At 66.9% G+C, this 25,578-nt stretch carries 23 protein-coding genes; 7 read left to right on the top strand and 16 right to left on the bottom strand.

What is annotated here, in order from left to right; translation table 11 throughout:
- Positions 1-67 precede the first annotated feature (67 nt).
- The 6 genes from BS38_RS0118045 to BS38_RS0118020 form a co-directional block, all read right to left on the bottom strand.
- The gene (locus BS38_RS0118045; RefSeq protein WP_231511325.1) at positions 68-2,116 is read right to left on the bottom strand and encodes an MFS transporter; all 2,049 of its coding nucleotides are present in this window, start codon (positions 2,114-2,116) and stop codon (positions 68-70) included.
- A 103-nt stretch (positions 2,117-2,219) separates the two neighbouring features.
- A complete protein-coding gene (locus BS38_RS0118040) occupies positions 2,220-2,699 on the bottom strand; it encodes a MarR family winged helix-turn-helix transcriptional regulator (RefSeq protein ID WP_028272069.1) in 480 nt (159 codons plus the stop codon).
- Between the two features lie 231 nt (positions 2,700-2,930).
- A complete protein-coding gene (locus tag BS38_RS0118035) occupies positions 2,931-4,625 on the bottom strand; it encodes a thiamine pyrophosphate-binding protein (RefSeq protein WP_028272068.1) in 1,695 nt (564 codons plus the stop codon).
- Positions 4,622-5,725 carry an agmatinase gene (gene speB, locus BS38_RS25600; protein ID WP_043439174.1) on the bottom strand — a complete coding sequence of 368 codons (1,104 nt, stop codon included), beginning with the start codon at positions 5,723-5,725 and terminating at the stop codon, positions 4,622-4,624. Before speB ends, BS38_RS0118035 begins: the two co-directional genes overlap by 4 nt.
- 99 nt (positions 5,726-5,824) lie before the next feature.
- A complete protein-coding gene (locus tag BS38_RS0118025; protein WP_028272067.1) occupies positions 5,825-6,166 on the bottom strand; it encodes a P-II family nitrogen regulator in 342 nt (113 codons plus the stop codon).
- Complete coding sequence (locus BS38_RS0118020) at positions 6,163-7,596, bottom strand: ammonium transporter (RefSeq protein WP_028272066.1); 1,434 nt, start codon at positions 7,594-7,596, stop codon at positions 6,163-6,165. The genes BS38_RS0118025 and BS38_RS0118020 overlap by 4 nt, the downstream gene beginning before the upstream one ends.
- A 393-nt stretch (positions 7,597-7,989) precedes the next feature.
- On the opposite strand from BS38_RS0118020, the gene BS38_RS0118015 reads away from it, so the two are divergent.
- Positions 7,990-9,966, top strand: coding sequence for an APC family permease (locus tag BS38_RS0118015; RefSeq protein WP_028272065.1), 1,977 nt, complete (start codon positions 7,990-7,992; stop codon positions 9,964-9,966).
- A gap of 86 nt (positions 9,967-10,052) precedes the next feature.
- Here the strand turns inward: BS38_RS0118015 and BS38_RS0118010 are convergent, their stop codons facing one another.
- A complete protein-coding gene (locus BS38_RS0118010) occupies positions 10,053-10,628 on the bottom strand; it encodes a helix-turn-helix domain-containing protein (RefSeq protein ID WP_028272064.1) in 576 nt (191 codons plus the stop codon).
- Between the two features lie 308 nt (positions 10,629-10,936).
- Here BS38_RS0118010 and BS38_RS0118005 point away from each other — a divergent pair, with 308 nt between their 5' ends.
- Entirely contained in the window at positions 10,937-12,460 is a 1,524-nt protein-coding gene (locus BS38_RS0118005) for a sodium:solute symporter (protein ID WP_028272063.1), read from the top strand.
- Positions 12,461-12,551: 91 nt separating this feature from the next.
- On the opposite strand, the gene BS38_RS0118000 is transcribed toward BS38_RS0118005, so the two are convergent.
- The gene (locus tag BS38_RS0118000; protein WP_028272062.1) at positions 12,552-12,788 is read right to left on the bottom strand and encodes a hypothetical protein; all 237 of its coding nucleotides are present in this window, start codon (positions 12,786-12,788) and stop codon (positions 12,552-12,554) included.
- Positions 12,789-13,069: 281 nt separating this feature from the next.
- On the opposite strand from BS38_RS0118000, the gene BS38_RS0117995 reads away from it, so the two are divergent.
- Together BS38_RS0117995 and BS38_RS0117990 are read left to right on the top strand one after the other, a co-directional pair.
- Complete coding sequence (locus BS38_RS0117995) at positions 13,070-14,263, top strand: VIT1/CCC1 transporter family protein (RefSeq protein ID WP_028272061.1); 1,194 nt, start codon at positions 13,070-13,072, stop codon at positions 14,261-14,263.
- A gap of 56 nt (positions 14,264-14,319) precedes the next feature.
- Positions 14,320-15,174: a matrixin family metalloprotease gene (locus BS38_RS0117990; protein WP_043439172.1), complete on the top strand. Its 855-nt coding sequence runs from the start codon at positions 14,320-14,322 to the stop codon at positions 15,172-15,174.
- A 25-nt stretch (positions 15,175-15,199) separates the two neighbouring features.
- Here the strand turns inward: BS38_RS0117990 and BS38_RS0117985 are convergent, their stop codons facing one another.
- The 5 genes from BS38_RS0117985 to BS38_RS0117965 all read right to left on the bottom strand — a co-directional run bounded on the left by BS38_RS0117985 (position 15,200) and on the right by BS38_RS0117965 (position 20,033).
- Positions 15,200-16,333: an LOG family protein gene (locus tag BS38_RS0117985; RefSeq protein ID WP_028272059.1), complete on the bottom strand. Its 1,134-nt coding sequence runs from the start codon at positions 16,331-16,333 to the stop codon at positions 15,200-15,202.
- A gap of 89 nt (positions 16,334-16,422) precedes the next feature.
- Complete coding sequence (locus BS38_RS0117980) at positions 16,423-17,196, bottom strand: SDR family NAD(P)-dependent oxidoreductase (protein WP_028272058.1); 774 nt, start codon at positions 17,194-17,196, stop codon at positions 16,423-16,425.
- A 40-nt stretch (positions 17,197-17,236) separates the two neighbouring features.
- Entirely contained in the window at positions 17,237-18,610 is a 1,374-nt protein-coding gene (locus BS38_RS0117975; protein WP_043439188.1) for an MFS transporter, read from the bottom strand.
- Positions 18,611-18,788: 178 nt separating this feature from the next.
- Positions 18,789-19,496, bottom strand: coding sequence for a FadR/GntR family transcriptional regulator (locus BS38_RS0117970; protein ID WP_028272056.1), 708 nt, complete (start codon positions 19,494-19,496; stop codon positions 18,789-18,791).
- A gap of 48 nt (positions 19,497-19,544) precedes the next feature.
- Positions 19,545-20,033, bottom strand: coding sequence for a hypothetical protein (locus BS38_RS0117965; protein WP_028272055.1), 489 nt, complete (start codon positions 20,031-20,033; stop codon positions 19,545-19,547).
- 40 nt (positions 20,034-20,073) lie between these two features.
- Between BS38_RS0117965 and BS38_RS25595 the strand changes: the two genes are divergently transcribed.
- The 3 genes from BS38_RS25595 to iolB are packed head-to-tail and all read left to right on the top strand — an operon-like array spanning position 20,074 to position 22,702.
- A complete protein-coding gene (locus BS38_RS25595; protein ID WP_051629007.1) occupies positions 20,074-20,949 on the top strand; it encodes a gamma-glutamyl-gamma-aminobutyrate hydrolase family protein in 876 nt (291 codons plus the stop codon).
- Between the two features lie 53 nt (positions 20,950-21,002).
- The gene (locus BS38_RS0117955) at positions 21,003-21,743 is read left to right on the top strand and encodes a GntR family transcriptional regulator (RefSeq protein ID WP_028272054.1); all 741 of its coding nucleotides are present in this window, start codon (positions 21,003-21,005) and stop codon (positions 21,741-21,743) included.
- A 53-nt stretch (positions 21,744-21,796) separates the two neighbouring features.
- Entirely contained in the window at positions 21,797-22,702 is a 906-nt protein-coding gene (gene iolB / locus BS38_RS0117950) for a 5-deoxy-glucuronate isomerase (RefSeq protein ID WP_028272053.1), read from the top strand.
- Between the two features lie 85 nt (positions 22,703-22,787).
- On the opposite strand, the gene BS38_RS0117945 is transcribed toward iolB, so the two are convergent.
- The 3 genes from BS38_RS0117945 to BS38_RS0117935 form a co-directional block, all read right to left on the bottom strand.
- Positions 22,788-23,822, bottom strand: coding sequence for a Gfo/Idh/MocA family oxidoreductase (locus tag BS38_RS0117945; RefSeq protein WP_028272052.1), 1,035 nt, complete (start codon positions 23,820-23,822; stop codon positions 22,788-22,790).
- Positions 23,819-24,934 (bottom strand): Gfo/Idh/MocA family oxidoreductase, encoded by a 1,116-nt coding sequence (locus BS38_RS0117940; RefSeq protein WP_028272051.1) that lies wholly within the window; start codon positions 24,932-24,934, stop codon positions 23,819-23,821. The genes BS38_RS0117945 and BS38_RS0117940 overlap by 4 nt, the downstream gene beginning before the upstream one ends.
- A gap of 111 nt (positions 24,935-25,045) precedes the next feature.
- On the bottom strand, positions 25,046-25,578 hold a 533-nt coding region (locus BS38_RS0117935; RefSeq protein ID WP_028272050.1), incomplete at its 5' end, for an ATP-binding cassette domain-containing protein.

Genomic DNA, 25,578 nt, shown 5'->3' with positions numbered 1-25,578 from the left:
GGCAACCACATCGCAACGGCGACGGCGGCACTCAGCCGCCGTCGCCGTCGGACGTTAGTGGCTGCTGCTACTCGCTCCGGTGCCGCCCGTGCGTTGCGATGTAGTCCGCCGCCGCCCGCTGCAGCTTCCGCTCCTTGGCAAGCTGCCGCCGCAGGGTGGTGAGCTGCTCGCTGATGCGTGACTGTTCGGCAGCGATCTCACGCTGCTCCGCCGACTGCTCGTGGACGGCCCGCAATGCCTCTGCCAGCTGGAGCTGCTGCTCCGCCAGCAACTGCTGGGTCTGCAGGAGGAGCGGGAAGACGTCGGCAGCTTCAGGCCGCGGGTCCGCCACCATGGTCCGGGAACGCTCCCGGAAGCCTTCCCTGCCTGCCGCCGGGGTGTCGCCGCCGCGGAGGCCGTGCTCGTCGCGAGTAACGTCTCGGTCCAGGCGTGCGGCGTCGGGGAACCGGGATTCCTGGGCGCGCTGCCTGCTCAGGACCTCGATGAACTCCCGGTCCAGGTCCACGATTCCGGGCCCGCCTGCCGTGCCCGGCTCGGCATTGGCAACAGGGGCGTTGGCCTCAGAGGCGTTGGCCTCAGGGGCTTTGCTCCCAGCGGCGTTGGCCGCGGTTGCTGCCGGCACGATGTCCACGGTGCGGCGCAGCGGCTGCTCCTTGATGAACAGGATGGCAACCAGGGCAATGATGCCGATGGCCGCGGAGATCAGGAAGATCTCGGCCGTCGCGTCGCCGTAGGCCGCCCGCATGATGTCCCGGACCGGGGCGGGCATGTCCTGAAGGTCCATGCTGGCACCGGCTGATCCGCCCGTAACAGGAATCCCGGCGGCGGCGAGGCCTTCGGCAGCCAGTTCCTTGACACGGTTGGCCAGGACGGCGCCGAGCACCGACACGCCGATCGCGCCGCCCACCGAGCGGAAGAATGCCACGGAGGCGCTGGCAGTGCCGATGTCCGTGGCGCGGACGGTGTTCTGCACCGCCAGCACGAGGTTCTGCATCAGCAGGCCGAGGCCCAGGCCAAGGACTGCGGTGTAGACGCCGGTGAGCCAGAGTTCGGTGGTGTGGTCGATGGTGCCGGCCAGTCCCAGGCCGCCGATCAACAGGATGGAACCGGCAATCAGGTAGCGCTTCCATTTGCCGGTCCGGCTGATCAGCTGGCCGGACAGTACCGAGCCGATCAGGTTGCCGGCGATCATGGGCAGTGTCAGCAGGCCGGCTTCGGTGGGGGTGGCCCCGCGGGCCACCTGGAAGTACTGGCCCAGGAAGGCGGAGGATCCGAACATGCCGACGCCCACTGCGACGGAGGCCAGGATGGCCAGGGCCGTGGTGCGTTCGCTGATGATCTTGAGCGGGATGATGGGCTGCTCCACCCTGGATTCGACGACGACCAGGAGGGCCAGGAGCAGTACGCCGCCGCCCACCATGGCCGCTGTCTGCCAGGACCACCAGTCGTAGTAGTCCGGGTTGCCGGCGAAGGACACCCAGATCAGGAGCAGGCTGACGCCGGAGGTGAGCAGGATGGACCCGAGCCAGTCGATCTTCGCGTGGCGTTTGACGTGGGGTAGCTTCAGCGTGATCTGCAGCAGTATCAGGGCGATGACGGCCAACGGTACGCAGACGAAGAAGGTCCAGCGCCAGCCGAGCGGACTGTCCACGATGAATCCGCCCAGCAGCGGGCCGCCGGCGGTACCCACGGCCATCACGCCGCCCATGTAACCGGAGTACTTGCCGCGGTCGCGGGGCGGGATGATGGAGCCGATGATGGCCTGCGCCAAAGCCGTCAGGCCGCCCATGGCGACACCCTGGATGACGCGGGCAGTCAAGAGGAGCGGGATCGTTTCGGACAGGCCCGCCATGACGGAACCGGCCACGAAGATCACAATGCTCAGCTGGACGAGCACTTTCTTGTCGAAGAGGTCGGCGAGCTTTCCCCAGATCGGTGTGGTGGCCGCGTTGGCCAGCAGGGCCGCCGTGATGACCCAGGCGAAGTCCGTCTGGGTGCCCTTGAGCTCGGACATGATGGTGGGCAGCGCATTCGCGACGATGGTGCTGCTGATGATGGCGGTAAAGAATGCGGCCAGCAGGCCGGTGAGGGCCTCCATGATCTGGCGGTGGCTCATCGCCGCTTGGGGCGCCGGTGCCGACGGCTGCGATGGTGTTGGTGTCGTGGACAGGGCCCGGGACGGACCGGTGGCTGTAGCGTGGCTGGCCATGTGCAGCTCCTTAAACGGTTGGAATTGTTTCGGTGGATCCGGCCGTCGTTGCCCGGGCTGAGTCCCTGAGGGATTCAGCAAGTTTTTTCAGGATTTTCGCGGTCTCCTCGGCGTCGAACTGGCTCCAGTCCTGCAGGTAGCCCTGAAGCGTTGCCGTGCGCTGCTGTTCTATTTCGTGCAGCTTGCCCTCCCCCGCTTCCGAGAGCGCCACCAGCTGGGCACGCCCGTCCTCAGGATCCGGACGGCGGACCACCAGGCCCTGCTCTTCCAGATCGGCGATATGCCGGCTCAGGACGGGAGCGCTGACGCCGAGCCTGGCGGCAAGCTTCGTGGCCCGGGACTCCCCCTCCCCCACGAACCGCAGGACGCCCTGGAGCGCCACCCCGGTGTCCTGCCCGCGCGTGCTGGAGATGGCGACGCAGCGGACAGCCCGTTGGAGGTCGAAGATCTGGTACACGAGATCGGCTGCGGTTTCTGGTGCGACTGCCATGGCGAATAACCCCTTTGCTTGCCCTAAGCAACTATATCCGAAAATGGTTGCTTTGGGAAACTAACCAGCGAGCGGCCGGTGCGGCCGGGGCAAGCGGCACCTTAAACGCCAAGCGCGAACGTACAGTTGAGGCCCCCGCTTTTGGGGCCTCAACTGTACGTTCGCGCTATGTGGTGGTGCTGGCTAGTGGTGGTGCTGGCTGGTGGTGCTGGCTGGGTTGGGGCCTGCTGCTTAGACGCCCAGGTGGGTGGGGCCGAACATCTTGAGCAGGGTTTCGACGACGACGACGTTGGGCCCCTCCGCGGCGAAGCCCGCCTTCAGTGCGTCCCCCACGTTCTCCGGGGTCACCCGGACGGCCGGGACACCGAACGCTTCGGCGAGTTTGACGAAGTCGGGCCGGGCCAGTTCCGTTGCGGTGGCCTTGCCGAAGGCGCCCACCATGTATTCGCGCAGGATGCCGTATCCGCCGTCGTCCACGATCAGCCAGGTGACCGGGACGTTGTGCTGCTTGGCCGTGGCTAGTTCGGAAATGGAGTACATGGCCGAACCGTCACCGGAAACAGCAAGGACACGGGCTGACCGGCCGGACCTTCCCGTGGTCTCCAGTCCCACGGCCCCGCCGATGGCCGCGGGGAAGCCGAAGCCCAGCCCGCCGGCGCCCTGGGCGGAATGGAACTGCCCCTCGCGGGCGTCCCAGCAGCTCCAGGCCCAGTACGCGGAGATGGTCATGTCCCAGAAGGTCTGCATGTCCGCGGGGACGGCTTCCCGGATGTCGGCCATGAATTTCAGTTCCTTGCCGAGGTCCTGGGACTCCAGCCGGGCCTTGACCTTGGCCAGGGATTCCTTGACCAGCGCTTCCGGTGAGGTGCCGTGCCAGTCGGCCCGTTCCCCGTGCGGTTCGGTCAGCGCGGCGTCCAGCGCAGCGAGGGCCTGTCCGGCGTCGGCACGGATGCCCAGGCCGGGCCGGTTGGACTCCAGGACCCGGGGTTCGGCGTCGATCTGGATGATCCGGCCGCGCGGTTCGAACGTGAAGTAGTTGGACGTGACTTCGCCGAGGGAGGAGCCGATGACAATCAGCACGTCCGCGTCCTCGAGCAGGTCCGTCATGTACCGGTCCTCGATCCAGGACTGCAGCGACAACTCGTGGTTCCACGGGAAGGCGCCGTTGCCGCCGGGAGTGCAGATCACCGGTGCGCGCAGCTTTTCCGCGATGGACAGCAGTGACTTCTCCGCCCGGCCGCGGCGCGTCCCGCCGCCGGCGATGATCGCCGGACGTTCCGCCGTCGACAGCCATTTCACTGCCTCGCGGACCAGTTCCACACGCGGCGGGTTGTCCGCCGCTTCGGCAAGGGCGTCTTCAACCGGCGGGACCATGATGGGATCCAGGAGCACGTTTTGCGGGATCTCCAGCCAGACAGGTCCCTGCGGGGAGGAAATCGCCTCGGTCCAGGCATCCTGGATGGCCGAGGGGATGCCGGACGCGTGCTGGATCAGGCGCTGGCTCTTGGTGACGTTGGCGGCCGAGGCCTTCTGGTCGTCGAGCTGGTGCAGCATGCCCTTGCGGCGTGCGCCCAGGCCGTCCAGCGGAATCTGGCTGGCCACCACCACCATGGGCACACCCGTGGCATAGGCTTCCTGCAGCCCGGCCAGGGACGTCAGCGCACCGGGACCGGTGGACAGGAACAGCACGCCCACTTCGCCCGTGGCGCGGGAGTAGCCGTCGGCCGCGAACGCGGAATTGTTTTCCACGCGGGAGGAGACGAAGTGCAGGTTTCCCCGGCCCATGGCATCAAAGAGGCCCAGCGCGTGCTGGCCCGGGATGCCGAAGACCGTCTTGGCGCCCAGCGCTTCGAGGGTTTCGACGACGAGATCCCCGCCGTTGCGGACGCCGGTGGCGGCCGCCGCGCCCGGATCAAAATCGATCACTTGGAGAACTCCTCGACGGCCGGTCGGATGATTCCGGCGGACTGGGCAGCGGCGGCGAAGCCGGCCTGGTGCCTCTTCTCCTGCCCGAGGGCCTGGGCGGCGTAGCCGTTGGCCGCGCCGAACCTGTTGCCTTCGACGGCGGAGTCCGCCATGAGGGTAACCAGCTCGTAGGCGACGTGGCTGGCAGCCACCCCGGTGATTTCTGCGTGGTCGTAGGCCGGCGCCACTTCAACAATGTCCGCACCGACGAGGTTCATGCCGCGGAAGCCGCGGATGATCTCCAGCAGTTCACGGCTGGTGATGCCGCCGGCCTCCGGCGTGCCCGTACCCGGCGCGTGCGCGGGGTCCAGGACGTCGATGTCCACGGAGATGTAGAGCGGACGGTTGCCGATGCGGTCCCGGACCTTGGCCACCGTCTCCAGGACACCCTGGTAGTAGACATCCGCGGAGGTCACGATGCCGAAGCCGAAGCGGTGGTCGTCGTCGAGGTCCTTCTTGCCGTAGAGCGGACCGCGGGTTCCGATGTGGCTGATGGCTTCGGTGTCCAGGATTCCTTCCTCAACAGCGCGGCGGAACGGGGTGCCGTGGGTGTATTCGGCACCGAAGTAGGTGTCCCAGGTGTCCAGGTGCGCATCGAAGTGCAGCATGGCCACTGGCTCGCCGGCGCGCTCAGCGGCGGCCCGGAGGAGCGGCAGGGCAATGGTGTGGTCCCCGCCAAGGGTGACCAGCTTGCTGCCGCCGGCCGTCAGGTCCAGGGCATTCTGCTGGATGGTTTCGATGGCCTCGTTGATGTTGAACGGGTTGACGGCCATGTCGCCGGCGTCCGCCACCTGGACATTCTCGAAGGGGCTGACGTCCCAGGCGGGGTTGTACGGGCGCAGCAGCCGGCTGGCCTCGCGCACATGGTTGGCGCCGAAGCGGGCACCGGGGCGGTAGGAGACGCCGGAGTCGAAGGGCACTCCCACCACCGTGATGTCCGCCTTGGCCACCTGGTCCAGGCGCGGCAGGCGGGCGTAGGTTGCGGCCCCTGCATAGCGGGGGATGCGGGATGAATCGATGGGGCCAAGGTTGCCGTTGGCCTCGATGCGCAGCTCTTCCAAAGGAACGCCTCTCCTTCGAGGATGGATCGGTAGTGTGACAACCATCATACACGCTAGTTTCCTAGTGTGCATCAGGTGTTTACCAATCCAGCGCGCAGGTCAGTCGATCGCGGACACGCCCCGCTCCCCCGTCCGCACCCGGACGGCATCGGAAACGGAGACGGTCCAGATCTTGCCGTCCCCGAACCGGCCGGTGCTGGCACCCGCTTCGATGGCCGCCATGACACCGTCCATGGCATCCTCGGTCACCAGGACTTCCACCCGGACCTTCGGCAGCAGGTCCGAGCTGTATTCGGTTCCGCGGTACACCTCCACATGACCGCGCTGCTGCCCGTAGCCGCTGGCCTGGCTGACGGTCATGCCACTGACGCCGAACCCTTCCAGGGCGGCACGGACCGTTTCAACCTTTTCCGGCCGGACGATGGCCGTGATGAGTTTCATGTCCGCACCTTGCCCCGATCGCCCTGGCTGGCCGCCGGGACACCCGCCGGGAGTTCCGCCGGAATGTCCGCGGCAGGGTCTGCGCCACCGGGTGCGGCCTTGGCGTGGTGTTCGCCGGGGTGGAAGGTGCCCCCCACCATGAGGAGCTCGTACGCGGTTTCGGCATGCTCCGTGACGTCAATGCCGTTCCGCTCGCTGGCTTCGGTTACGCGCATGCCCATCGTCTTGTGGATGGCATAACCGATCAGCGTGGTCATGATGGCGCTCCAGGCTGTGACAATCACCGCGGTGAGGAACTGGGGCCAGAACTGCGCCAGGCCTCCGCCATAGAAGAGCCCGCCTTCGGTCTTGGCCGACGGCACGGCGAAGAATCCCAGCGAGAGCGTCCCCCACAGCCCGCCAACAAAGTGGACGGCCACTACGTCAAGGGAGTCGTCGAGGCCGATCCGGAACTTGAGGCCCACCGCGAGCGCACAGAGCACTCCGGCCACCGCCCCGATCAGGATGGCGCCGACGGGGTCAACGAAGCCGCAGGCCGGCGTCACGGCAACCAGGCCCGCCACGGCTCCCGAGGCGGCGCCGAGGGAGGTGGCATGGCCGTCCCGAAGCCGCTCGACGAGCAGCCAGCCCAGGAGTGCCGCACTCGTGGCCAGCAGGGTGTTGGTCCAGGCCAGTCCCGCGGTGGCATCGGCGGCGAGTTCAGAGCCCGCATTGAAGCCGAACCAGCCGAACCACAGGAGCCCGGCGCCGAGCATCACGAACGGCAGGTTGTGCGGACGGATGTTGGGATCCTTCATGAATCCAAGGCGCTTTCCAAGCACGACGGCGAGCATCAGCCCCGCGATGCCGGCATTCATGTGCACAACGGTTCCCCCGGCGAAGTCGAGCGCCGAGATTTTGCTGCCCACGATGCCGGTGGCGCCGAAGAGCCCGCCGCCCCAGACCCAGTGCGCGATCGGGGCGTAGACAAGGGTCACCCACAAGGCGGCGAACAGCAGCCACGGCCCGAACCTGACCCGCTCCGCCACAGCTCCGCTGATCAGAGCGACGGTGATGATGGCGAACGTGGCCTGGAAACCGATGAACACCATATCCGGGAGGCCCGGCGCTTTTCCGCCGATGCTGCTGGTCAGGCCACTCAGGCCGGGGTTGGCAAAGGGGTCCCCGACGAGTCCGGCCATCGTGTCAGGGCCGAACGCCAGCCCGTAGCCCCACAGTGCCCAGACCACGGCAACAACACCCATGGCACCGAAGCTCATCATCATGATGTTCAGGACGGATTTCATCCGCACGAGGCCGCCGTAGAAAAACGCCAGGCCGGGAGTCATCAGCAGGACCAAGGCGGACGCCGCCAGCATCCACGCCGTGGCGCCGGGGTCCAGCGCCGTGGGATCCACTGCCATGCCCACGCTGAGTAGGGAGATGTTCATTTTGGGAGCCTTCCTCTGGAAGTGGCGCTCCTAGGCGCCAACTACGGCGAGACCAATCAAAACGAGACCATTCAACACAACGAGACAGCCATTGAGCATCGACAGCTTTCAGGGCTCCTCAGCCGCTCGTTATCCGACGCTACAACGGCGGTGTTACCGCCAGGGCCGAGCTGTTTTTCCGGCACGTTAAACAGCGGCGCCGGGGATGAATTCCTGGTTTCCGGCAGGTTTCCAAAATGTGACGTACATCTCACCGGCTGGTGATGGCCGTCACGGGTTGCGTAAAGGTTTCGTTAAAGCCGCCGTTCCGCACCCTTTTCCGGGCCTACGCTCCCAACAGGAGCAGCACACCGGGCCCGCACGGCCGCAGGGAACGCTGCGCGAAAGGAAACCGTGACCACGCTGACCAGGCCGCCCGCCGACCCTTCGGACAGGTACAACCGCAAGCCCCACAGCCTGAAGAGCTGGCTGCTGGAGGGCATGCCCGAAGGATCCGGGAAGCGCCAGGGGCCGCACGGCCAGCCGCAGGCGAACCATACGCCCCAGCCCTGGTGGAAGGTCATGTGCCTGACGGGCGTGGACTATTTTTCCACGCTGGGATACCAGCCGGCCATCGCCGCGCTCGCCGCAGGCATGGTCTCGCCGCTGGCCACCGTTGTCCTGGTGGCAGTCACGCTCCTCGGCGCCCTTCCGGTGTATCGCAGGGTGGCTTCGGAAAGCCCGCGCGGCGAAGGCTCCATCGCCATGCTCGAACGGCTCCTGCCGCGCTGGGGCGGCAAACTGTTCGTCCTTGCTCTCCTGGGGTTCGCGGCAACGGACTTCATGATCACCATTACGCTCTCCGCCGCCGATGCCAGCGCGCACGCCATCGAAAACCCGTTTGCGCCGGAGTTCCTCCATGGCCAGGAAGTGGCCATTACGCTGGCGTTGATTGCGGGCCTGGGCATTGTGTTCCTCCGCGGCTTCAAGGAAGCCATCAACGTGGCCGTTGTCCTGGTGGCAGTGTTCCTCCTCCTCAACGCGGTGGTGGTGCTGGTGGGCCTCGCGCATGTGTACAGCGAAGCCCACGTGGTGACGGACTGGTGGACCGCCCTCAACCAGCAGCACGGCAACCCGCTGGTGATGATCGGCATCGCCCTGCTGGTCTTCCCCAAACTCGCCCTGGGACTCTCCGGCTTCGAAACGGGTGTGGCCGTCATGCCGCAGATCCAGGGCAGCCCCGACGACACTGAGGCCAAGCCGGCCGGCCGGATCCGCGGCGCGCACAAACTCCTGACAACGGCCGCCCTGATCATGAGCGCATTCCTCATCGCGTCCAGCTTCATCACCACCTTCCTCATCCCGGCAGCCGAGTTCCAGCCGGGAGGCAAGGCCAACGGCCGGGCCCTGGCATTCCTGGCGCACCAGTACCTGGGCGACGGATTCGGGACCGTGTACGACCTCAGCACGATCGCCATCCTCTGGTTCGCCGGGGCCTCCGCCATGGCCGGCCTGCTCAACCTGGTGCCGCGCTACCTTCCGCGCTTTGGCATGGCGCCGGCATGGACCCGGGCCGTGCGGCCGCTGGTACTGGTGTTCACCGCCGTCGCCTTCCTCATCACGGTGGTGTTCGAGGCCGACGTCGAGGCCCAGGGCGGCGCCTACGCCACCGGCGTCCTGGTGCTGATGACGTCCGCGTCGATCGCCGTCACGTTGTCCGCGCGGCGCAAGCAGCAACGCGGCCGCACGGCCGCTTTCTGCGCGATCGCCGTCGTCTTCCTTTACACCACGGTGGCGAATGTGGTGGAGCGTCCCGACGGCCTGAAGATCGCGGCCCTGTTCATCCTGGGCATTGTGATGGTCAGCTTCGCGTCCCGCGTCCGGCGGTCCTTCGAACTGCGCGCCACGCACATCCGGCTGGACGAACGTGCCCTGGAATTCATGGCCGCCAGCGAAGAGGGGCCCATCCGGCTGATCGCGCACGAGCCCAAACGCCTTAGCGCCGCGCGATACCGGGCCAAGCTGGAGCACGCCGAGCTGGCCAACCACCTTCCCGCGGACAGCGACGCGATCTTCATCGAGATCCTGGTGGACGACAGCTCGGACTTCGAACAGGAGCTCCTGGTCACCGGGAAGATCCGGCACGGCTTCCGCATTCTGGAAGTCCACAGCAACAACGTGCCCAACACGCTGGCGGCCGTCCTGCTGCACCTCCGCGATGTCACCGGCCTGATGCCGCACATCTACTTCCGCTGGACCGAGGGCAACCCGCTCACCAACCTGACGCGTTTCCTGCTCTTCGGCGAGGGTGAGATCGCCCCCGTCACCCGGGAAGTGCTGCGCGAGGCGGAGCCTGACGTCACCCGCCGGCCCTGGGTCCACGTGGGCTGAGGCCCGGCGCGCCCGGCCCGCCTGCCGCGCCTGTCCACGGACCCCGCCTGTCCGCGGACCCCGACTGCCTCGCGAACCCGGCTACGTCAGCGGCTGGCGGCGGGGACCAGCACCCAGAGCACCTCGACGGCGTCGTCGGTGGGATTGATCCAGGTGTGCGGCTCCCGGCCGGGGAACGTGACGGTGTCGCCGGTGCTGAGCTCGTATTCCTCGTTGGTGAGGATCAGCCGGATCCGGCCCTTGATGACATGGAGGACGTCGACGTCGCAGTCCACGGCGTAGAGTTCGGATTCGCCGCGGCCGCGCGGTTCGATCACGGCCTGGATGATCTGGACGCGGCGTTCCGAGCGGGCGGTCAGGAGGCGCTCGATGATGCCTTCGCCGCCCAGCGAAATCCGGGGCCCCTCGTCCTTCTTCGTAAGGTGGGTTTCCGGTGCGGCAAACAGGTCTCCGATCGAGATCGACAGGACCTGGCAGAGGGTCACCAGGGAAGCCACCGACGGTGACGTCAGGTCGCGTTCCACCCTGCTGAGGAATCCCTTGGTGAGGCCCGTCGCGTCTGCAACCTGTTCAATGGTGAGCCGCTGTGACTGGCGGGCAGCGCGGATGCGCGAACCGATGGCAACCGGGATGTTGCTCGGTTCAACTGGTAGAGCCTTCATTTACGAACCTTTCACAGCCGGCCGCACGGCCCCATTGCTGGAGCCATCCTAGCGGGATACCTACCTTGTGACGCCGGAACGGACCATGGTGTCATCCGCTTGACTGTTACCCGGATCACAGCATAACCTTTGAGGCAACAAGTGTTGTCTAATAGGCAATCCCCTAGGTAAACACTACGACAGTCAGCCTGTCATCATCAGGGATCTCCCCCTGCATCCCCGCTCTATAGCAGCGGAATTCCGGCGTGGCCCACGTACTTGCCGCGAATTCCCGCCCTGCTGCCGACTCGCTCCAAGGAGCCCATTAAATGGACGCAAACTTCGTCAACATCGCCATTGTGGTGGTGTACCTGATCGCCATGCTGGCCTTCGGCTGGTGGGGCAAATCCCGCACAAAGAACAACAGCGACTTCCTGGTGGCCGGCCGCAGGCTGGGCCCCTTCCTTTACACCGGAACCATGGCGGCCGTCGTGCTTGGCGGAGCCTCAACGGTGGGCGGCGTGGGCCTCGGCTACAAGTTCGGCATCTCCGGCATGTGGCTCGTGGTGGCCATCGGCGCCGGCGTGCTGCTCCTGAGCCTGCTGTTTGCCGGCACCATCCAGAAACTGAAGATCTACACGGTGTCCCAGATGCTGACGCTTCGTTACGGCAGCCGCGCCACCCAGACATCCGGCATCGTCATGCTGGCCTACACGCTGATGCTGTGCGCCACCTCCACCGGCGCCTACGCCACCATTTTCGTGGTGCTGTTCGGGTGGGACCGGGCCCTGGCCATCGCCATCGGCGGCGCCATCGTCCTGGTGTACTCCACCATCGGCGGCATGTGGTCCATCACGCTCGCCGACCAGGTCCAGTTCGTCATCAAGACGGTGGGAATCTTCTTCCTGATGCTGCCGTTCACGCTCAACGCCGCGGGCGGCCTGGACGGGATCCGCAGCCGCGTGGAGGACAGCTTCTTCCAGATCGACGGCATCGGGATCCAGACCATCATCACCTACTTCGTGGTCTACACCCTGGGCCTGCTGATCGGCCAGGACATCTGGCAGCGCGTGTTCACCGCCAAGACCCCCACCGTTGCACGCTGGGGCGGCGCAACTGCCGGCATCTACTGCATCCTGTACGGCGCGGCCGGCGCCCTGATCGGCCTGGGCGCACGCGTGGCGCTCCCGGAAATCGACGTGGCCACTGCAGGCAAGGACGTTGTCTACGCTGAAGTGGCCCAGAACCTGCTGCCCATCGGCATCGGCGGCCTGGTGCTCGCAGCGGCCGTCGCGGCCATGATGTCCACCGCTTCCGGCGCCCTGATCGCCGCTGCAACAGTTGCCCGCGCCGACGTCCTGCCCTTCGTGGCCAGCTGGTTCGGCAAGGACATCAACACTGACGACACCGACAACCCCGAGCACGACGTCAAGGCCAACCGCATGTGGGTCCTGGGCCTGGGCATCGTGGCCATCCTCATCGCGATCATCACCAAGGACGTCGTGGCGGCCCTGACCATCGCCTACGACATCCTGGTGGGCGGGCTCCTGGTCGCGATCCTCGGCGGCCTCGTCTGGAAGCGGGGCACGGGCGCAGCCGCGGCAGCTTCGATGGCCGTCGGTTCGGTCATCACGCTCGGCACCATGATCTACCTTGAGATCAACGCCGCGGCGCCACTGGACGGCATCTACGCAAACGAGCCCATCTACTACGGCCTCATTGCCTCGGCGCTGGTGTACCTCGTGGTGTCCGTCGCTACCAAGCCCACCGACCCCAAGGTCATGAAGAACTGGCAGGACCGCGTGGCCGGAAACGTCCCCGAAGAAGAACAGGTTCCGGTTCCGGCCAACTAATACGGCCAACCAGTACTGCAGAAAAACGCACGACGGCGGTGCCTCCCGGCGCGGGGAGGCACCGCCGTCGTGCGTTGGGAACGGAAGCTACCTATTCGGCTTCCCCGGGCTCACGAAATTCTTCCTCCGCCAACGGCACCACGGGCTTCTCGTCGCCGAGGAAATCCTCCGCGCCCAGGGGAACCAGCCGGTCGGCCTCTTCGAACAGTTCCTCTTCCTCGCTCTCCCCGGCGTCGTCGACGGGAGCGTCCTCGGCAAAGTCGTAGGCGGGATCGGATTCGAGGGTGTCCCGTTCCGGCTGGGTGGGGTGTGATCCGGTGGTGTCCATGGTGCAAACCTCCGTGTCTGGTTGTGCGGCCAGGTGCCGGGCTACGGAAGCACCTGCCCTGGCAATCATCACAACACCGGCATCCGCCGCGGTCAATAGGCGGTCCGTTGCCGGCCTGCGCAACGCCTCCAGTGCCCGCGGCCGGAGGCGCCGGACCGGGCCCGGTTTGAGGTCCGCCTAAACCTGCCGGTGAGGAATACCAGCCGAAAATCCGCGGAAATACGCGGTAGGCTGGAGCTGCAATGGGGCCGATTCATGCCCTATCAAGCCCAGGAGTGTTCGTGTCTCAGCACGCTAAATCTGACCGCAGCCATGCCCTTCCCGCCGACAAGCCGGCAGCAGGCATCCCCGAAACCACCGCAGCAGGAGCCGCAGCAGCCGGACCCGCAGGGACCAGCGCCAGCCCGGCCGACATTAAGCGGTGGCGCCAGTACCTCGCCGACGAACGCGCCGAGGCCCGCGTCTACCGCGACCTCGCCCAGAACCGCCGCGGCGAGGAACGGGACATCCTCCTTGCCCTCGCCGAGGCCGAGGGACGCCACGAAGCCCACTGGCTCCGGCTCCTCGGCGACCACGCCGGGAAGCCGCGGCAGGCGTCCCTGCGCAGCCAGCTCCTGGGATTCCTGGCGCGCCACTTCGGCTCGGTGTTCGTCCTGGCGCTGGCCCAGCGCGCGGAGGGCCGCTCCCCGTATGCCTCGGACCCCACGGCGACGCCTGCCATGGTGGCCGACGAACAGATCCACGAGGAAGTTGTCCGCGGACTCGCCACCCGCGGCCGGAACCGGCTGGCCGGTTCCTTCCGGGCCGCCGTGTTCGGAGCCAACGACGGCCTGGTCAGCAACCTTTCCCTGGTGATGGGCATGGCCGCGTCCGGCGTCGGCAGCCAGGTGGTACTCCTGAGCGGCGTGGCGGGCCTCCTTGCCGGCGCCCTGTCCATGGGGGCGGGCGAATTCATTTCCGTCCGTTCCCAGCGGGAACTGCTGGCCGCAACGCGGCCCACCCAGATCACCCTGTCCGCCGCTCCACGGCTGGACATTGAGCACAACGAACTGCTGCTGGTGTACCTGGCCCGCGGGATGTCCCGGGAAGCCGCCGAACACCGCGTCGCTGAACGCATGGGCCTGCTGAGCTGCGACTGCGATCCCAGCCTGTCGCTGCAGCCCGAACTCCCTGAGGCGCAGGACCAGCACGAAGCCGTGGGCACCGCGTGGAGTGCGGCCGCCTCAAGCTTCTGCTTCTTCGCCTCCGGCGCCATCATTCCCATCATTCCCTTCCTTCTCGGCATGACCGGCGTCGCGGCACTGGCGGTTTCGGCGGTCCTTGTGGGCATCGCGCTCCTCGTGACGGGCGGCGTCGTCGGCCTGCTGTCCGGGACGTCGCCCACCAGCCGCGGTTTCCGGCAACTCGCCATCGGCATTGGCGCGGCCGCTGTCACCTACCTCCTCGGGATGGCCTTTGGCGCGGTGGTCGCCTAGTGGAGGGTCCGCGGCCGGAACAACGACGGCCACGGCATGCCGGCGGGCCGGGCACGGTGGCCCGCATCCTTCGAACAGCGGCGCTCACGGCCGTGATCGCCGCCGCTGCCTTCACGGCTGCCGGCCTGTTCTACGGCGACCCCCGTTTCGTGGGGCTCTTCCAGCTCCGGAACAGCACGGTCCCCAACGGACAGGCGGCCGCCCAGCAGCCCGGAACCGCCGCCGCCGAGGGAGTCAGTTCGGACGCGCCTCCCCCGGGACTGGAAGAAGCGGACTCGCCGCTTCTGGTCGCGGAGGAGCCTCCCGCGCCGAGCGATTCCTTTGAGTTCCTGGCCACGAACGACGACGGCACACCGGTGGGCTATTCGCCATGCCGCCCGCTGCACTATGTTGTCAATGCCGCGCTGGCTCCGGCGGGCGCGGAAAACCTGGTGGAAGATGCCGTCGGCACGATTTCCCGTGCCACAGGGATCAGGTTCATCAACGACGGCCCCTCCACCGAAGCCCCCTCCGAGGACCGGGACCCCTACCAGCCTGAGAGGTACGGCGAGCGATGGGCGCCGCTCCTCATCGCATGGACCACTCCGGAGGCCTCCCCCAAGCTGAAGGGCCAGGTGATCGGCACCGGCGGCAGCACCCACTACAGTTTCGACGGCGGCGCGAAGACCTTCGTCACCGGCAGCCTGGACCTCGACGCCCCGCAAATCACCGGGGAACTCGAGCGGCCGCAAGGCTCCGCGTACGCCACCGCCGTGATCCTGCACGAGCTGTCCCACGTCATGGGGCTCGAACATGTCGATGACCCCCGGCAGCTGATGTACCCGGAGATCGGCACCCCGGACGGGCTTGCCGCGGGCGACCTCAATGGCCTCTACCAGCTGGGCAAGACCACCTGCCGTAAAGACCTGTAAGCCCGCCGCTGCCGGCCGGCCGCTGCTAGCCTGACACGACCTCGAGCGCTTCCTCTACCGTCTCCACCAGGAAGATCCGGCCTGCCATTGCCTTGCCCGCGGCCAGGCTTTGCAGCAGCGGCCAGGCGGGATACCGGCGCTGCCAGTGCTCGACGCCCACGAGGACCATGGGCGTGATGGTTTCGGAGGCACCGTAGTAGTTTTCGCAGGCGTCCTGGAAGATTTCCTGCAGGGTGCCGGCGGACCCCGGCAGGAAGATCACACCGCCGTTGCACAGCTCCAGCAGGACCGCCTCCCGGATGGCGTTGGCGAAATACTTGGCGATATGGGTGGCGAAAAAGTTGGGCGGCTCGTGGCCGTAGTACCAGGTGGGAACCCCCAGCGACGGCGTCCCGTCCGGATAGCGTTCGACGACGGCGGCCGCAGTCCGCGCCCACGCCGACACCGAGGGGCGGAACCCGGGTACGGCTTCGAGCTGCGCCAGCGCTGCGTGGAAGTCCGCGTCCGGCAGTTCGCTGAGGTAGGCGCCCATGTTGGCGGCCTCCATGGCACCTGGCCCGCCGCCGGTGGCCACTACCCTGCCGCTTGCGGCAAGGAGCCGGCCTGCGATGGCGGCCTCCTCGAAGGCCGGTGTCCCGCGCCTTGCGGTGTGGCCGCCCATCACGCCCACCATCGGGCGGCCGCGGCATAGCTCCGAGCGGGTCAGCTCATCCAGGGCGTCACCGACCGAGTGGTCATGCAGGGCTGCGGCGAGCGTGGCATCCAGCCGATGCCGCTGGCCGGGCCGGATGCTCCACTGGTAGATCCGGGCGTCCAGTGTTGATTCGTACCGCCCGCCGGCGGGACCGGAGTAGAGCTCCTGCGGCGAATAGAGCTGCCCGCGGTACGGATTGAACGGCACGCTGGCCAGCTTGGGGAAGATGAGCGCACCCCGGCCGCGGAGCGTGTCCTCCACACCGTCGTCGAACGTGCAGCCGAGGAAGATGGCGCCCTGCGCGTCCATGGCTTGCAGCGGCGCGGAGCGGCCGCGAAGGTCCAGGGACTGGGCGTGCCAGCCCTGCATGCTGCGGACTCCCGCCTTCACCAGCAGGTCGAAGCTGTCCAGGCTTTCAACCTCAAGCGTTCTGGGGCTGGGACTGAGGCTGCGGGCGGCGTTCATGCTGCCAGCCTAGTCCGCAACAAACACACAGGAGTGCCCCCGGTGAAATTCACCGGGGGCACTCCTGTGCGGACATTTTCAGCTGCGGATCAGGAGACCTGCAGGCCGCCGTTGATGTCGTATGTGGCAGCGGTGATGTAGCCGGAATCCTGGCCGAGCAGGAAGGAGATCAGTGCCGCGACTTCCTCACGGCTACCCACGCGCCCCATCATGATGCCCTCGGACATCTGGGCCTTGCGTTCGTCGGACAGGGTACCGCCCATGATGTCGGTGTCGATGGGGCCCGGTGCGATCGCGTTGACGGTGACGCCGAACTCGCCCACTTCCCGGGCCAGCGCACGGGTGAAGCCGATGATTCCGGCCTTCGATGCGCTGTACGCAACCTTGGAGTACGTACCGCCGCCGCGCTGGGCGGAAATTGAGGAGATGCTCACGATGCGTCCGAGCTTGCGTTCGATCATGCCCTTGAGCACGCGCTGGGAGACGATGAAGGTGCCGCGCATGTTGATGGCGAAAACCTTGTCCCATTCCTCCACGGTGGTCTCCATGAACGTCGTCGGCGAGCTGATTCCCGCCAGGTTCGCGAGGGCGACGATCGGCGGCAGGGACTCTTCGATTTCGCTGATGGCACGGTCCACAGAGGCGGCGTCGGAAACGTCGGCGCCGACGCCGATGGCCTTGACGGCACGGTTGGAGCCGATTTCGGCGGCGGCGGCCTTGGCGTCCTCGGCGTTGATGTCCAGGATGGCGATGGACCAGCCTTCGCTGGCCATCCGGTCTGCTGCCGCCCGGCCAATGCCGCGGGCTGACGCCGCCCCGGTCAGTACAACGGTGCGTTCAGCGGGAAACGGGGTGATTGTCATGATGTGTCTTTCGTCGGGTGTCAGGTCGATGGTCGGTCGGTCAGGAGCGGGCTTTTGCTGCGTTCACGGCCGCTGCGGCAGCCACTGCGGGATCCAGGGCGGCATCACCTTCAGGCCGCTTCCGGGCGTAGAGGTACGTGGCCACCGCGGTGACGCACAGGCAGAAGGACAGGAACAGCAGGCCGCTCTGGTTGTTGCCCGTGGCGTCCTTGAGCATGCCGACGGCGTAGGGAGCCACGAATCCGCCCAGGTTGCCGAGCGAGTTGACCAGGGCCAGCCCGGACGCAGCTGCTGCGCCGGTGAGCGCCGCGGACGGCATCGACAGGAAGGGGGCGATGGCGCCGTAGATCCCCATTGCTGACGCGGTCAGTGCGATCAGGGCCAGGACAGGGTTGACCGGGAGGAGGTACCCGGCAGCAAGCAGGCCCATGCCGGCGAGGATCATGCTGACGGCGGTGTGCCAGGCGCGCTTTCCGGTCCGGTCCGCTCGCTTGCTCCAGAAGTACACAAAGACCGCGGCGATGGCGTAGGGAATGAAGACAATGAATCCCACTTCGGCGGTGGAGAACTTGCCCAGGGCGGCAACAATGGTGGGCATCCAGAGGCCGAGGCCGTAGATGCCGCAGACCAGGCCGAAGTACAGGGCCGAGTAGACCAGCGTGCGCTTGTCCTTGAGGCCGGCCAGGAAGTTGTGGTTTCCGCCCTTGGACTTGGCGGCCAGTTCGGCATCCATGGTGGTGGCGAGCCATTCGCGCTCGTCAGTATTGAGCCACTTGGCGTCGCGCGGTCGGTCGGTCATGAGGATCGGGGTCAGCAGGCCCAGCAGGATCGCGGGGATGCCTTCGATGATGTAGAGCCACTGCCAGCCGTGCAGGCCAAGAATTCCCTCCATCTGCAGCAGCAGTCCGGACACCGGAGCGCCGAGTGCGTTGGACACGGGCTGGGCCAGGATGAAGATACCCAGGACGGTGACGCGCTGCGCGGCCGGGAACCACAGCGTCAGGTAGAACAGGATGGCGGGGAAGAACCCGGCCTCGGCCGCACCCAGCAGGAACCGGATGATGTAGTAGGTGCTTTCCCCGTTGACCAGGCACATGGCCGTGGCGAAGATGCCCCAGGTGATCAGGATCCGGGCGAGCCATTTGCGAGCGCCGAAGCGGTACATGCCGGCATTGCTCGGAACCTCCAGCAGGGCGTAGCCGAGGAAGAAGATGCCGGCGCCAAGCCCGTAGGCCGCAGCGCTGAGGCCGATGTCCTCGCTCATGGTGAGTTTGGCGAAGCCCACGTTGTTACGGTCAAGGTAGGCAACGAAGTAGAGCAGGACGATCAGCGGCATAACGCGGCGGCGGACCTTGCGGAGCGTGCGCTCACCGAGCTCGCCGAGCCCTGCGGACTGCATGGAGAGTGAAGTCATCATCGACCTTCTGTTTGACGGAGGCGGCACCCGGGTACGGGCGGCGCGGTCCGATGGAAATGTGGGGGGAATCCGTCGGGCGACTAGCTAAGTCTGATGTCTGACATCTGACGGAAGAACATGAAAAAGATCATAGAAGCGTGATCTGGGTTACGTCAAGCCCGCGGGGGCTGCGGCGTCAGGGCTGGGAGTGGTGGACGTAGCGTTCGTAGTCGCGGTACGTCTGCTCCATGTGTTCATCCATGGTTCGCCGGGACAATTCGGCGTCTCCGCTGAGGATGCTGTCCATGACCTTCTGGTGGTACTCGATGGCGTGGAGCTGGATTTCGGGGACGGCGGACGTTTCCCGCCGGGTCATATAGAGCAACTGTCCCAGCTGGGCGAACAGCGCCCGGACGAAGGGGTTCCCCGAGGCCTTCAGCACCACGTCGTGGAACGCGATGTCAGCTTCGACGAAGCGGTCCAGGTCCCCGGCCTCATGGAAGCGCTTCATGTCCGCGATGCACCCGCGCATCTGTTCTGCATGCTCGGGAGTATGCCGCCTGGCGGCCAGGGAAGCGGCACCGGTTTCCACCATGCGCCGCATTTCGATCAGCCCCACGGAAACCTGGTCCGCACCGTTTCCATGCGAGGCGGCCTTGAAGATCGCGTCCAGCCCGGTCCAGTTGTCCGAGGGATTGACGAATGTTCCGCGGCCGGCCTTGACGTAGAGGATGTTCTGCGCCCTCAGGGCCTTAAGGGCCTCGCGGACGGTCAGCCTGCTGACGTCGTAGGCCTTCGCAATGTCAGCTTCCGGAGGGATGGCATCGTGTGGCTTCAGCTTGCCGTCGAGGATGTCATCGAGCAGGCCGTCGACGAGGTCGTCAACGAGTGTCCTGCGGCCCATCCTGGCTCCTGCCCTCGGTTTTGTCCCGCGGTTCGGGTCCCTTCAACATTACTGTCGGATGCGGTCCTGATCAGCATCATGGCCTGAACCGGCGACATACTGGTCCAGCTTCGCCAAGGTTGCCTCCAGGTTGGCGGGGTGGCGGCGCAGGTAGCCGGCCAGCCGGAGGAACAGCTTTCCGCGGACGTTCCGCGCGTCCCATTGCTCGGTGACCAGCGTGCCCGGAGTGCCGGCGGCGTTGGTGGCGGGCTCAAGCACATAGCGCCACACATGCCCGAAGAAATGCCGCCAGGCAATGCGTTTGCCTTCCTCGAACTCACAGACGGTGTTGAGGATCTTGTAGTCCACCATCACGTTCATCTCCATGCCGAACCTGGCCCCGGCGGACAGCCGCTCCGGACCGCGAGGCTGCGCCGCCTTCACCGTGTCCGACCCGTCGATCACGCTGTGCAGCGCGGGCGTTGCCAGCACTTCGAAAATGGCCTCGGGTGAGGCCGCAACGAAGCGCTGGCGGGACACAAGGTATCTGTTGTTCATCCGGCAAGCCTAACCGTTCCAGGCTGTTGCAGAATGAGTCATGCGCACTCCTCCCCCGCCCCCGCCCGGCCGTACCCGGATCGGAATCCCGGTCCGCCTGAGCAATTCCCGGGACGCCGACCCGCGGGTCGGGGAGGCCAACGAGCTGTTCGCTTACATCGTGGATCTGGTCCGTGACGGCGGCGGGGAGCCTGTGCTGCTCACCCCCGATTCCGACGGCGGTTCCGACGGCGGTTCAGACCACGGCGGTTCCGACGGCGGCGGGCTGGCCGAACAGCTCAAGGAGCTGGACGGCGTCGTACTTCCCGGCGGCGGGGACCTGGACCCGCGACTTTACGGGGAAGAGCCGGGCGCCGCCTGCTATGACGTCAACGTCGCACAGGACGCGCTGGATGTGGCGGTGGCGCGGGGAACCATCGATGCCGGCCTGCCCCTGCTCGGGATCTGCCGCGGCCACCAGCTCCTCAACGTCCTCTACGGCGGCACCCTGGTGCAGGACATGGCGGACGGTCCCGTAACGCACCACGAGCCGGCGGCGGGTGACGCGGCGGTCGGCGGCGGTGAAGGCGGGGGCGCGGGAGCGTGGGCCTGGCACGACGTGGACATTATTCCCGGGTCCAAGGTGGGACGCCTCTACGCATCGCAAGGCACGGCGCACGGCCTGACGGTCAGGATCGCCTCCGGCCACCACCAGGCCGTGGCGCGGGTGGCCGACGGGCTGATCGTCACGGCGGTCGCCGGCGACGGCACCGTGGAAGCATTGGAGGATCCCGCCCGCTGGGTGGCATCCGTTCAGTGGCACCCCGAAGTCCTGGAACTCCCGGCCGAGGAACGTGTTGCACCCTTCCGGGCATTCGTGGATGCCTGCTATTATCGTCAAAACGGCAGTATGTCCTATCAAGAGAACATAGGCTGACATACGCGGCACCCGGGCACCCTCGGAGGCCGCGGAGCACAAGGGAGCGCTCAGTGGCGAATCAACTTAATCTCAGCATCGACCGCTCTTCGCCGGTGCCCCTCTACCATCAGGTGGTTCAGGGCATCGAGGCCGCCATCCACACCGGACTCCTCCCGCCGGGCAGCCGGCTGGACAACGAGATCGACCTCGCCGCCCAGCTCAACCTGTCCCGGCCCACCATGCGCAAGGCCATGGACGAGCTGGTGCGTTCCGGGCTCCTGGTGCGCAAGCGCGGGGTGGGAACACAGGTGGTTTCCAGCCAGGTCCGGCGGCCGCTGGAACTCTCCAGCCTTTACGACGACCTCACCAACAACGGGAGCAAGCCCACCACCGAGGTGCTCAGCTTCTCCCACATCGAGGCCGACGCCGCCACACGCACAGCCCTGCAGCTCCCGGCCGGTGCGAAGGTCTACCACTTCACGCGCCTGCGCAAAGTGGGCGGCAAGCCGCTGGCCCTGATGGAAAACTGGGTCCGCGACGACATCACCACCATCGATGAAGCCCAGCTCGCCGCCCAGGGCCTGTACGCGATCCTGCGCAACGGCGGAGTGAACTTCCGCCTGGCCTCGCAGCGCATCGGCGCCATGGTGGCGAACGACTACCAGGCACCGCTGCTGGACACCGAACCCGGGCTGGCCTTGGTCACCATGGAACGCACGGCCGTGGACGATACGGGGCGCATGGTGGAAACCGGCCACCACGTCTACCGGGCAGACTCGTACAGCTTTGAAATGACCCTTGTCCAGCGATAGGCGCCAGCGCTAACCGCTGCGGCAGCAAGCACTTAAACGAAAGAACAAAATCTATGGCCAACTGGGTATATCCGCTGGGTTCCGCCGCCGACGGCAAGTGGGACGTCTCCCTGGGAACCTCCGATTCCGCCCTTGAGGTGGACGGCTGGGCCCACACCGGAATCAAAGTCGCGACGCTGGCACCAGGTGCCGCCGTCGAACTCCCCGCTGCCGGCGAGGAGCGCATCGTGGTTCCGCTCAGCGGATCCTTCACCGCCACCGTCGACGGCCAGGACTACCGGCTGGCCGGCAGGGCGAGCGTCTTCCACGGTCCCAGCGACGTCCTGTACACGGGCACAGACACGGCAGTCACCATCAGCTCGGACGCCGGCGGCAGGGTTGCCGTGGCCACGGCACCGGCAAAGGCCTCCTACCCCACCCGCCTCGTCACAGCCTCCGAGACGCCGGTGGAGCTAAGGGGCGCCGGCAACTGCTCCCGCCAGGTGCACAACTTCGGCACCCCCGCCGCACTGGAGGCCGACCGCTTTATCGTCTGCGAAGTCCTCACTCCGGCCGGTAACTGGTCCTCCTATCCCCCGCACAAGCACGACGAGGAAAAGGACGGCGAGACCAACCTCGAGGAAATCTATTACTTCGAGACCCGTGTGGCGCCGGACGGACCGGCCGCCGCCGGCTCAGGCGTGCAGGGCGACGCGATCGGCTACCAGCGCGTGTACGCCTCCGACGAACGGCCCATCGACGTCTCGGCGGAGGTCCGCACGGGCGACGTCGTCCTGGTTCCCTACGGCTGGCACGGGCCCGCGATGGCCGCCCCGGGGTACGACCTGTACTACCTGAACGTGATGGCCGGCCCCGGCCCGGTCCGGGAATGGCTCATCAGCGACGACCCCCACCACGGCTGGATTCGCCAGACCTGGGACGGCCAGGACGTGGACCCGCGGCTTCCCTTCGGCGCCTAGGTTCCGGCAAAACTACTGATGCCCCCACCGCACGCGGTGGGGGCATCAGTTGTCTGGCGCGGCCTGTTGGCGCAGCCGGCACGGCTCAGCTGGCGACTTTCTGCGCCACGCGGACCGGGACGCCCGTTGCCAGCGACTCCTGGGCGGCGTCGGCCACTCGTGAGGCCGCGACGGCGTCTTCCGGGGTGCACGGGTTCTCCCGGCGGCCCAGGATCAGCTCCACGAAGGCTTCCATCTCGGACCGGTATGCCTGGTCGAAGCGTTCGGCGAAGGTCTTGTGCGGCTCACCCGCCGGGAAACCGACGCCGGGTTCGGCCGAGGCGATCGCGGTCTTGTCGTCCAGCCCCACCATCAGCGAACGGCGCGAACCCTGGATTTCGAGGCGGACGTCATGGCCTGCCCCGTTGTACCGGGTGGCAGAGACGGTCCCCACCGTGCCGTCGTCGAACGTCACCAGCGCGAGGGCGGTGTCCACGTCCCCCACCTCCCCGATGGCGGGGTCGCCGTTGTTCGATCCCCTGGCATACACCTCGACGATTTCGCGGCCGGTCAGCCAGCGCAGGATGTCGAAGTCGTGGACCGAGCAGTCCCGGAAGAGGCCGCCGGAGCTGGCCAGGAACTCCACCGGCGGGGGTGCCATATCGCAGGTGACGGCGCGCAGCGAATGGATCCAGCCCAGCTCGCCGGCCTGGAAGGCGCGCCGCGCCTCCAGGTAGCCGGCGTCGAAGCGGCGCTGGTGGCCGATCTGGACCACGCCGTTGTTGTCGCGGACGTAGTCGAGTACCGATACGGCATCCGCCACGTTCAATGCCACCGGTTTCTCGCAGAAGACCGGAATCCCGGCATCCACGCCCGCCTTGATCAGCTCAGGGTGCGTGGCCGTTCCCGTGGCAATGACCAGGCCGTCCAGCCCGGAGGACAAAAGCGCTTCCACCGAGGGCAGGAACTCGGCGCCCAGCCCTGCTGCAACGGTCCGCGCGTGGTCTTCGGCCACGTCGGTGAGCCGGAGCCTCACGTTGATGCCGCCCGGATTGAGGACGCCGTTCAGCGCGGCGATGTTGTTGGCGTGCATAACGCCGATCCGGCCCACTCCGACCAGGCCAAGAATGACGTCCTTCATGATTTCTCCCCTGCATATGCGACGGTTGATGCTGCCGGAGCCGGCACGGGCGCCGGGGCGCCGTGTTTGACCGATTCGATGCAGGCCAGCGCCATCGCCAGCGCACGCCTCGCGTCCGATGCACCGGGTGTGAGGGTGACGTCGGACGACGACGGCGGCAGGCCGTCGCGCCTGGCACGCACCGCAGCAGCGAAGTCAGCTAGTTCATCCGTGTAGGCCTGCCGGAACAGTTCAACGTTGAGCCGCGGCGTGTCGGCGGACATTCCCTCGGACGTGAAGCGGCGGGCCGCCGTTTCCGTGGCACGGCCGGCCTGCACCATCCCCTTTGAGCCGAAGACCTCGCCGCGGATGTCGTACCCGTACAGTGCGCTGAAGTTTGCCTCAGCCACGGCGATGGCGCCGTTGCTGTAGCGGATGGTCACAACGGCTGTATCCAGGAAGCCCTGGTCCCGCAGCCCTGGCTCCACGAGGGCGTCGGCAACGGCGTAGACCTCCACGGGCTCGGCGCCTTCGTTGAACCAGTTGAGCGTGTCGAAATCGTGGATGAGGGTTTCAAGGAAAATGGTCCAGGCCGGGACCCTGGCTGCGTTCGGGATGCTTCCGTTCCCGGGATCCCTGGTCAGCGACCGCAGGAGCTGCGGTGTTCCGGCCACGCCGGCGGAAAGGTCCTTCTTGGCGGCCAGGAAATCCTCCGCGTACCGGCGGTTGAAACCGACCTGGAAGTGGACCCCCGATGCTTGCACCGCGGCGAGGGCGGCGTCCAGCTCCTCAAGCCCCTGGCCGGCGGGCTTCTCGCAGAACACGTGCTTGCCGGCGGCGGCTGCCTGGGCGATGAGGGAGGAATGGAAACGCGCCGGGCTCGCGATGATCACTGCGTCAATCTCGGGATCCGCCAGGATGTCCTCGGCGTTGGGGGTGACCTTGGCGGCGCCCAGGGACCGGGCCAGGGCTTCCGCGGATTCCACGTTGGGGTCGGCGATGGCCGCAAGGACGGCGCCCGGAACGCGGCGGGCGATGCTGTCGGCGTGGAATGCCCCCATCCAGCCCGAGCCGATGAGTCCGATCCGCACCGGCGCCGGGACTCCGGCAGAGTGTTGAGTGATGTAGGCCAAGTGGCCGGTCCTTTCAATTGGTCCGAAGATGCTTCTGCCCGGCTGCTGCCTGGCCATTGCATGGCTGAGCAGGGCCGGCCCGGGTGGGCGGGCCCTGCCCGTGGCGTTGGGTCAGCTGTACGCTTTGCCGGTGGTCTGGGCGACGTCGGCCACTTCGCTCTTGACTTCCTTGACAACCTCGCTGTGGCCGCCGAGTTGTTCGAGTTCGTGGGCGAGTTCGGCCAGTTCCGCGCCGCCGGCCATCTGCGCGGTGAGCTCGTCGAGGGTGATGTCCTTCTTGTCGTAGTAGCCGATGGACTTGCCGCGTTTGAGGAGCAGGAACCGGTCACCGACGGGAAAGGCGTGGTGCGGGTTGTGGGTGATGAAGATGACGCCCAGGCCGCGGTCGCGGGCCTGCAGGATGTAGCGGAGCACCACGCCGGACTGCTTCACGCCCAGGGCCGCGGTGGGTTCGTCCAGGATCAGGACCTTCGCGCCGAAGTACACGGCGCGGGCGATCGCGACGCACTGGCGTTCACCGCCGGAGAGCTGGCCGATGGGCTGCTCCACGTCCCGGAGGTCGATGCCCATCTCGGCCAGTTCATGCTTGGTGATGTCCTTCATCTGCTGCACATCCAGGCTCTTGAACGGCCCGAACCCGGAGG

The organism is Arthrobacter sp. UNC362MFTsu5.1, from assembly GCF_000685965.1.
Lineage (GTDB): Bacteria > Actinomycetota > Actinomycetes > Actinomycetales > Micrococcaceae > Arthrobacter.
The sequence above is the reverse complement of the archived record's forward strand: the minus strand, read 5'-3'. Positions and strand labels throughout refer to the sequence as shown.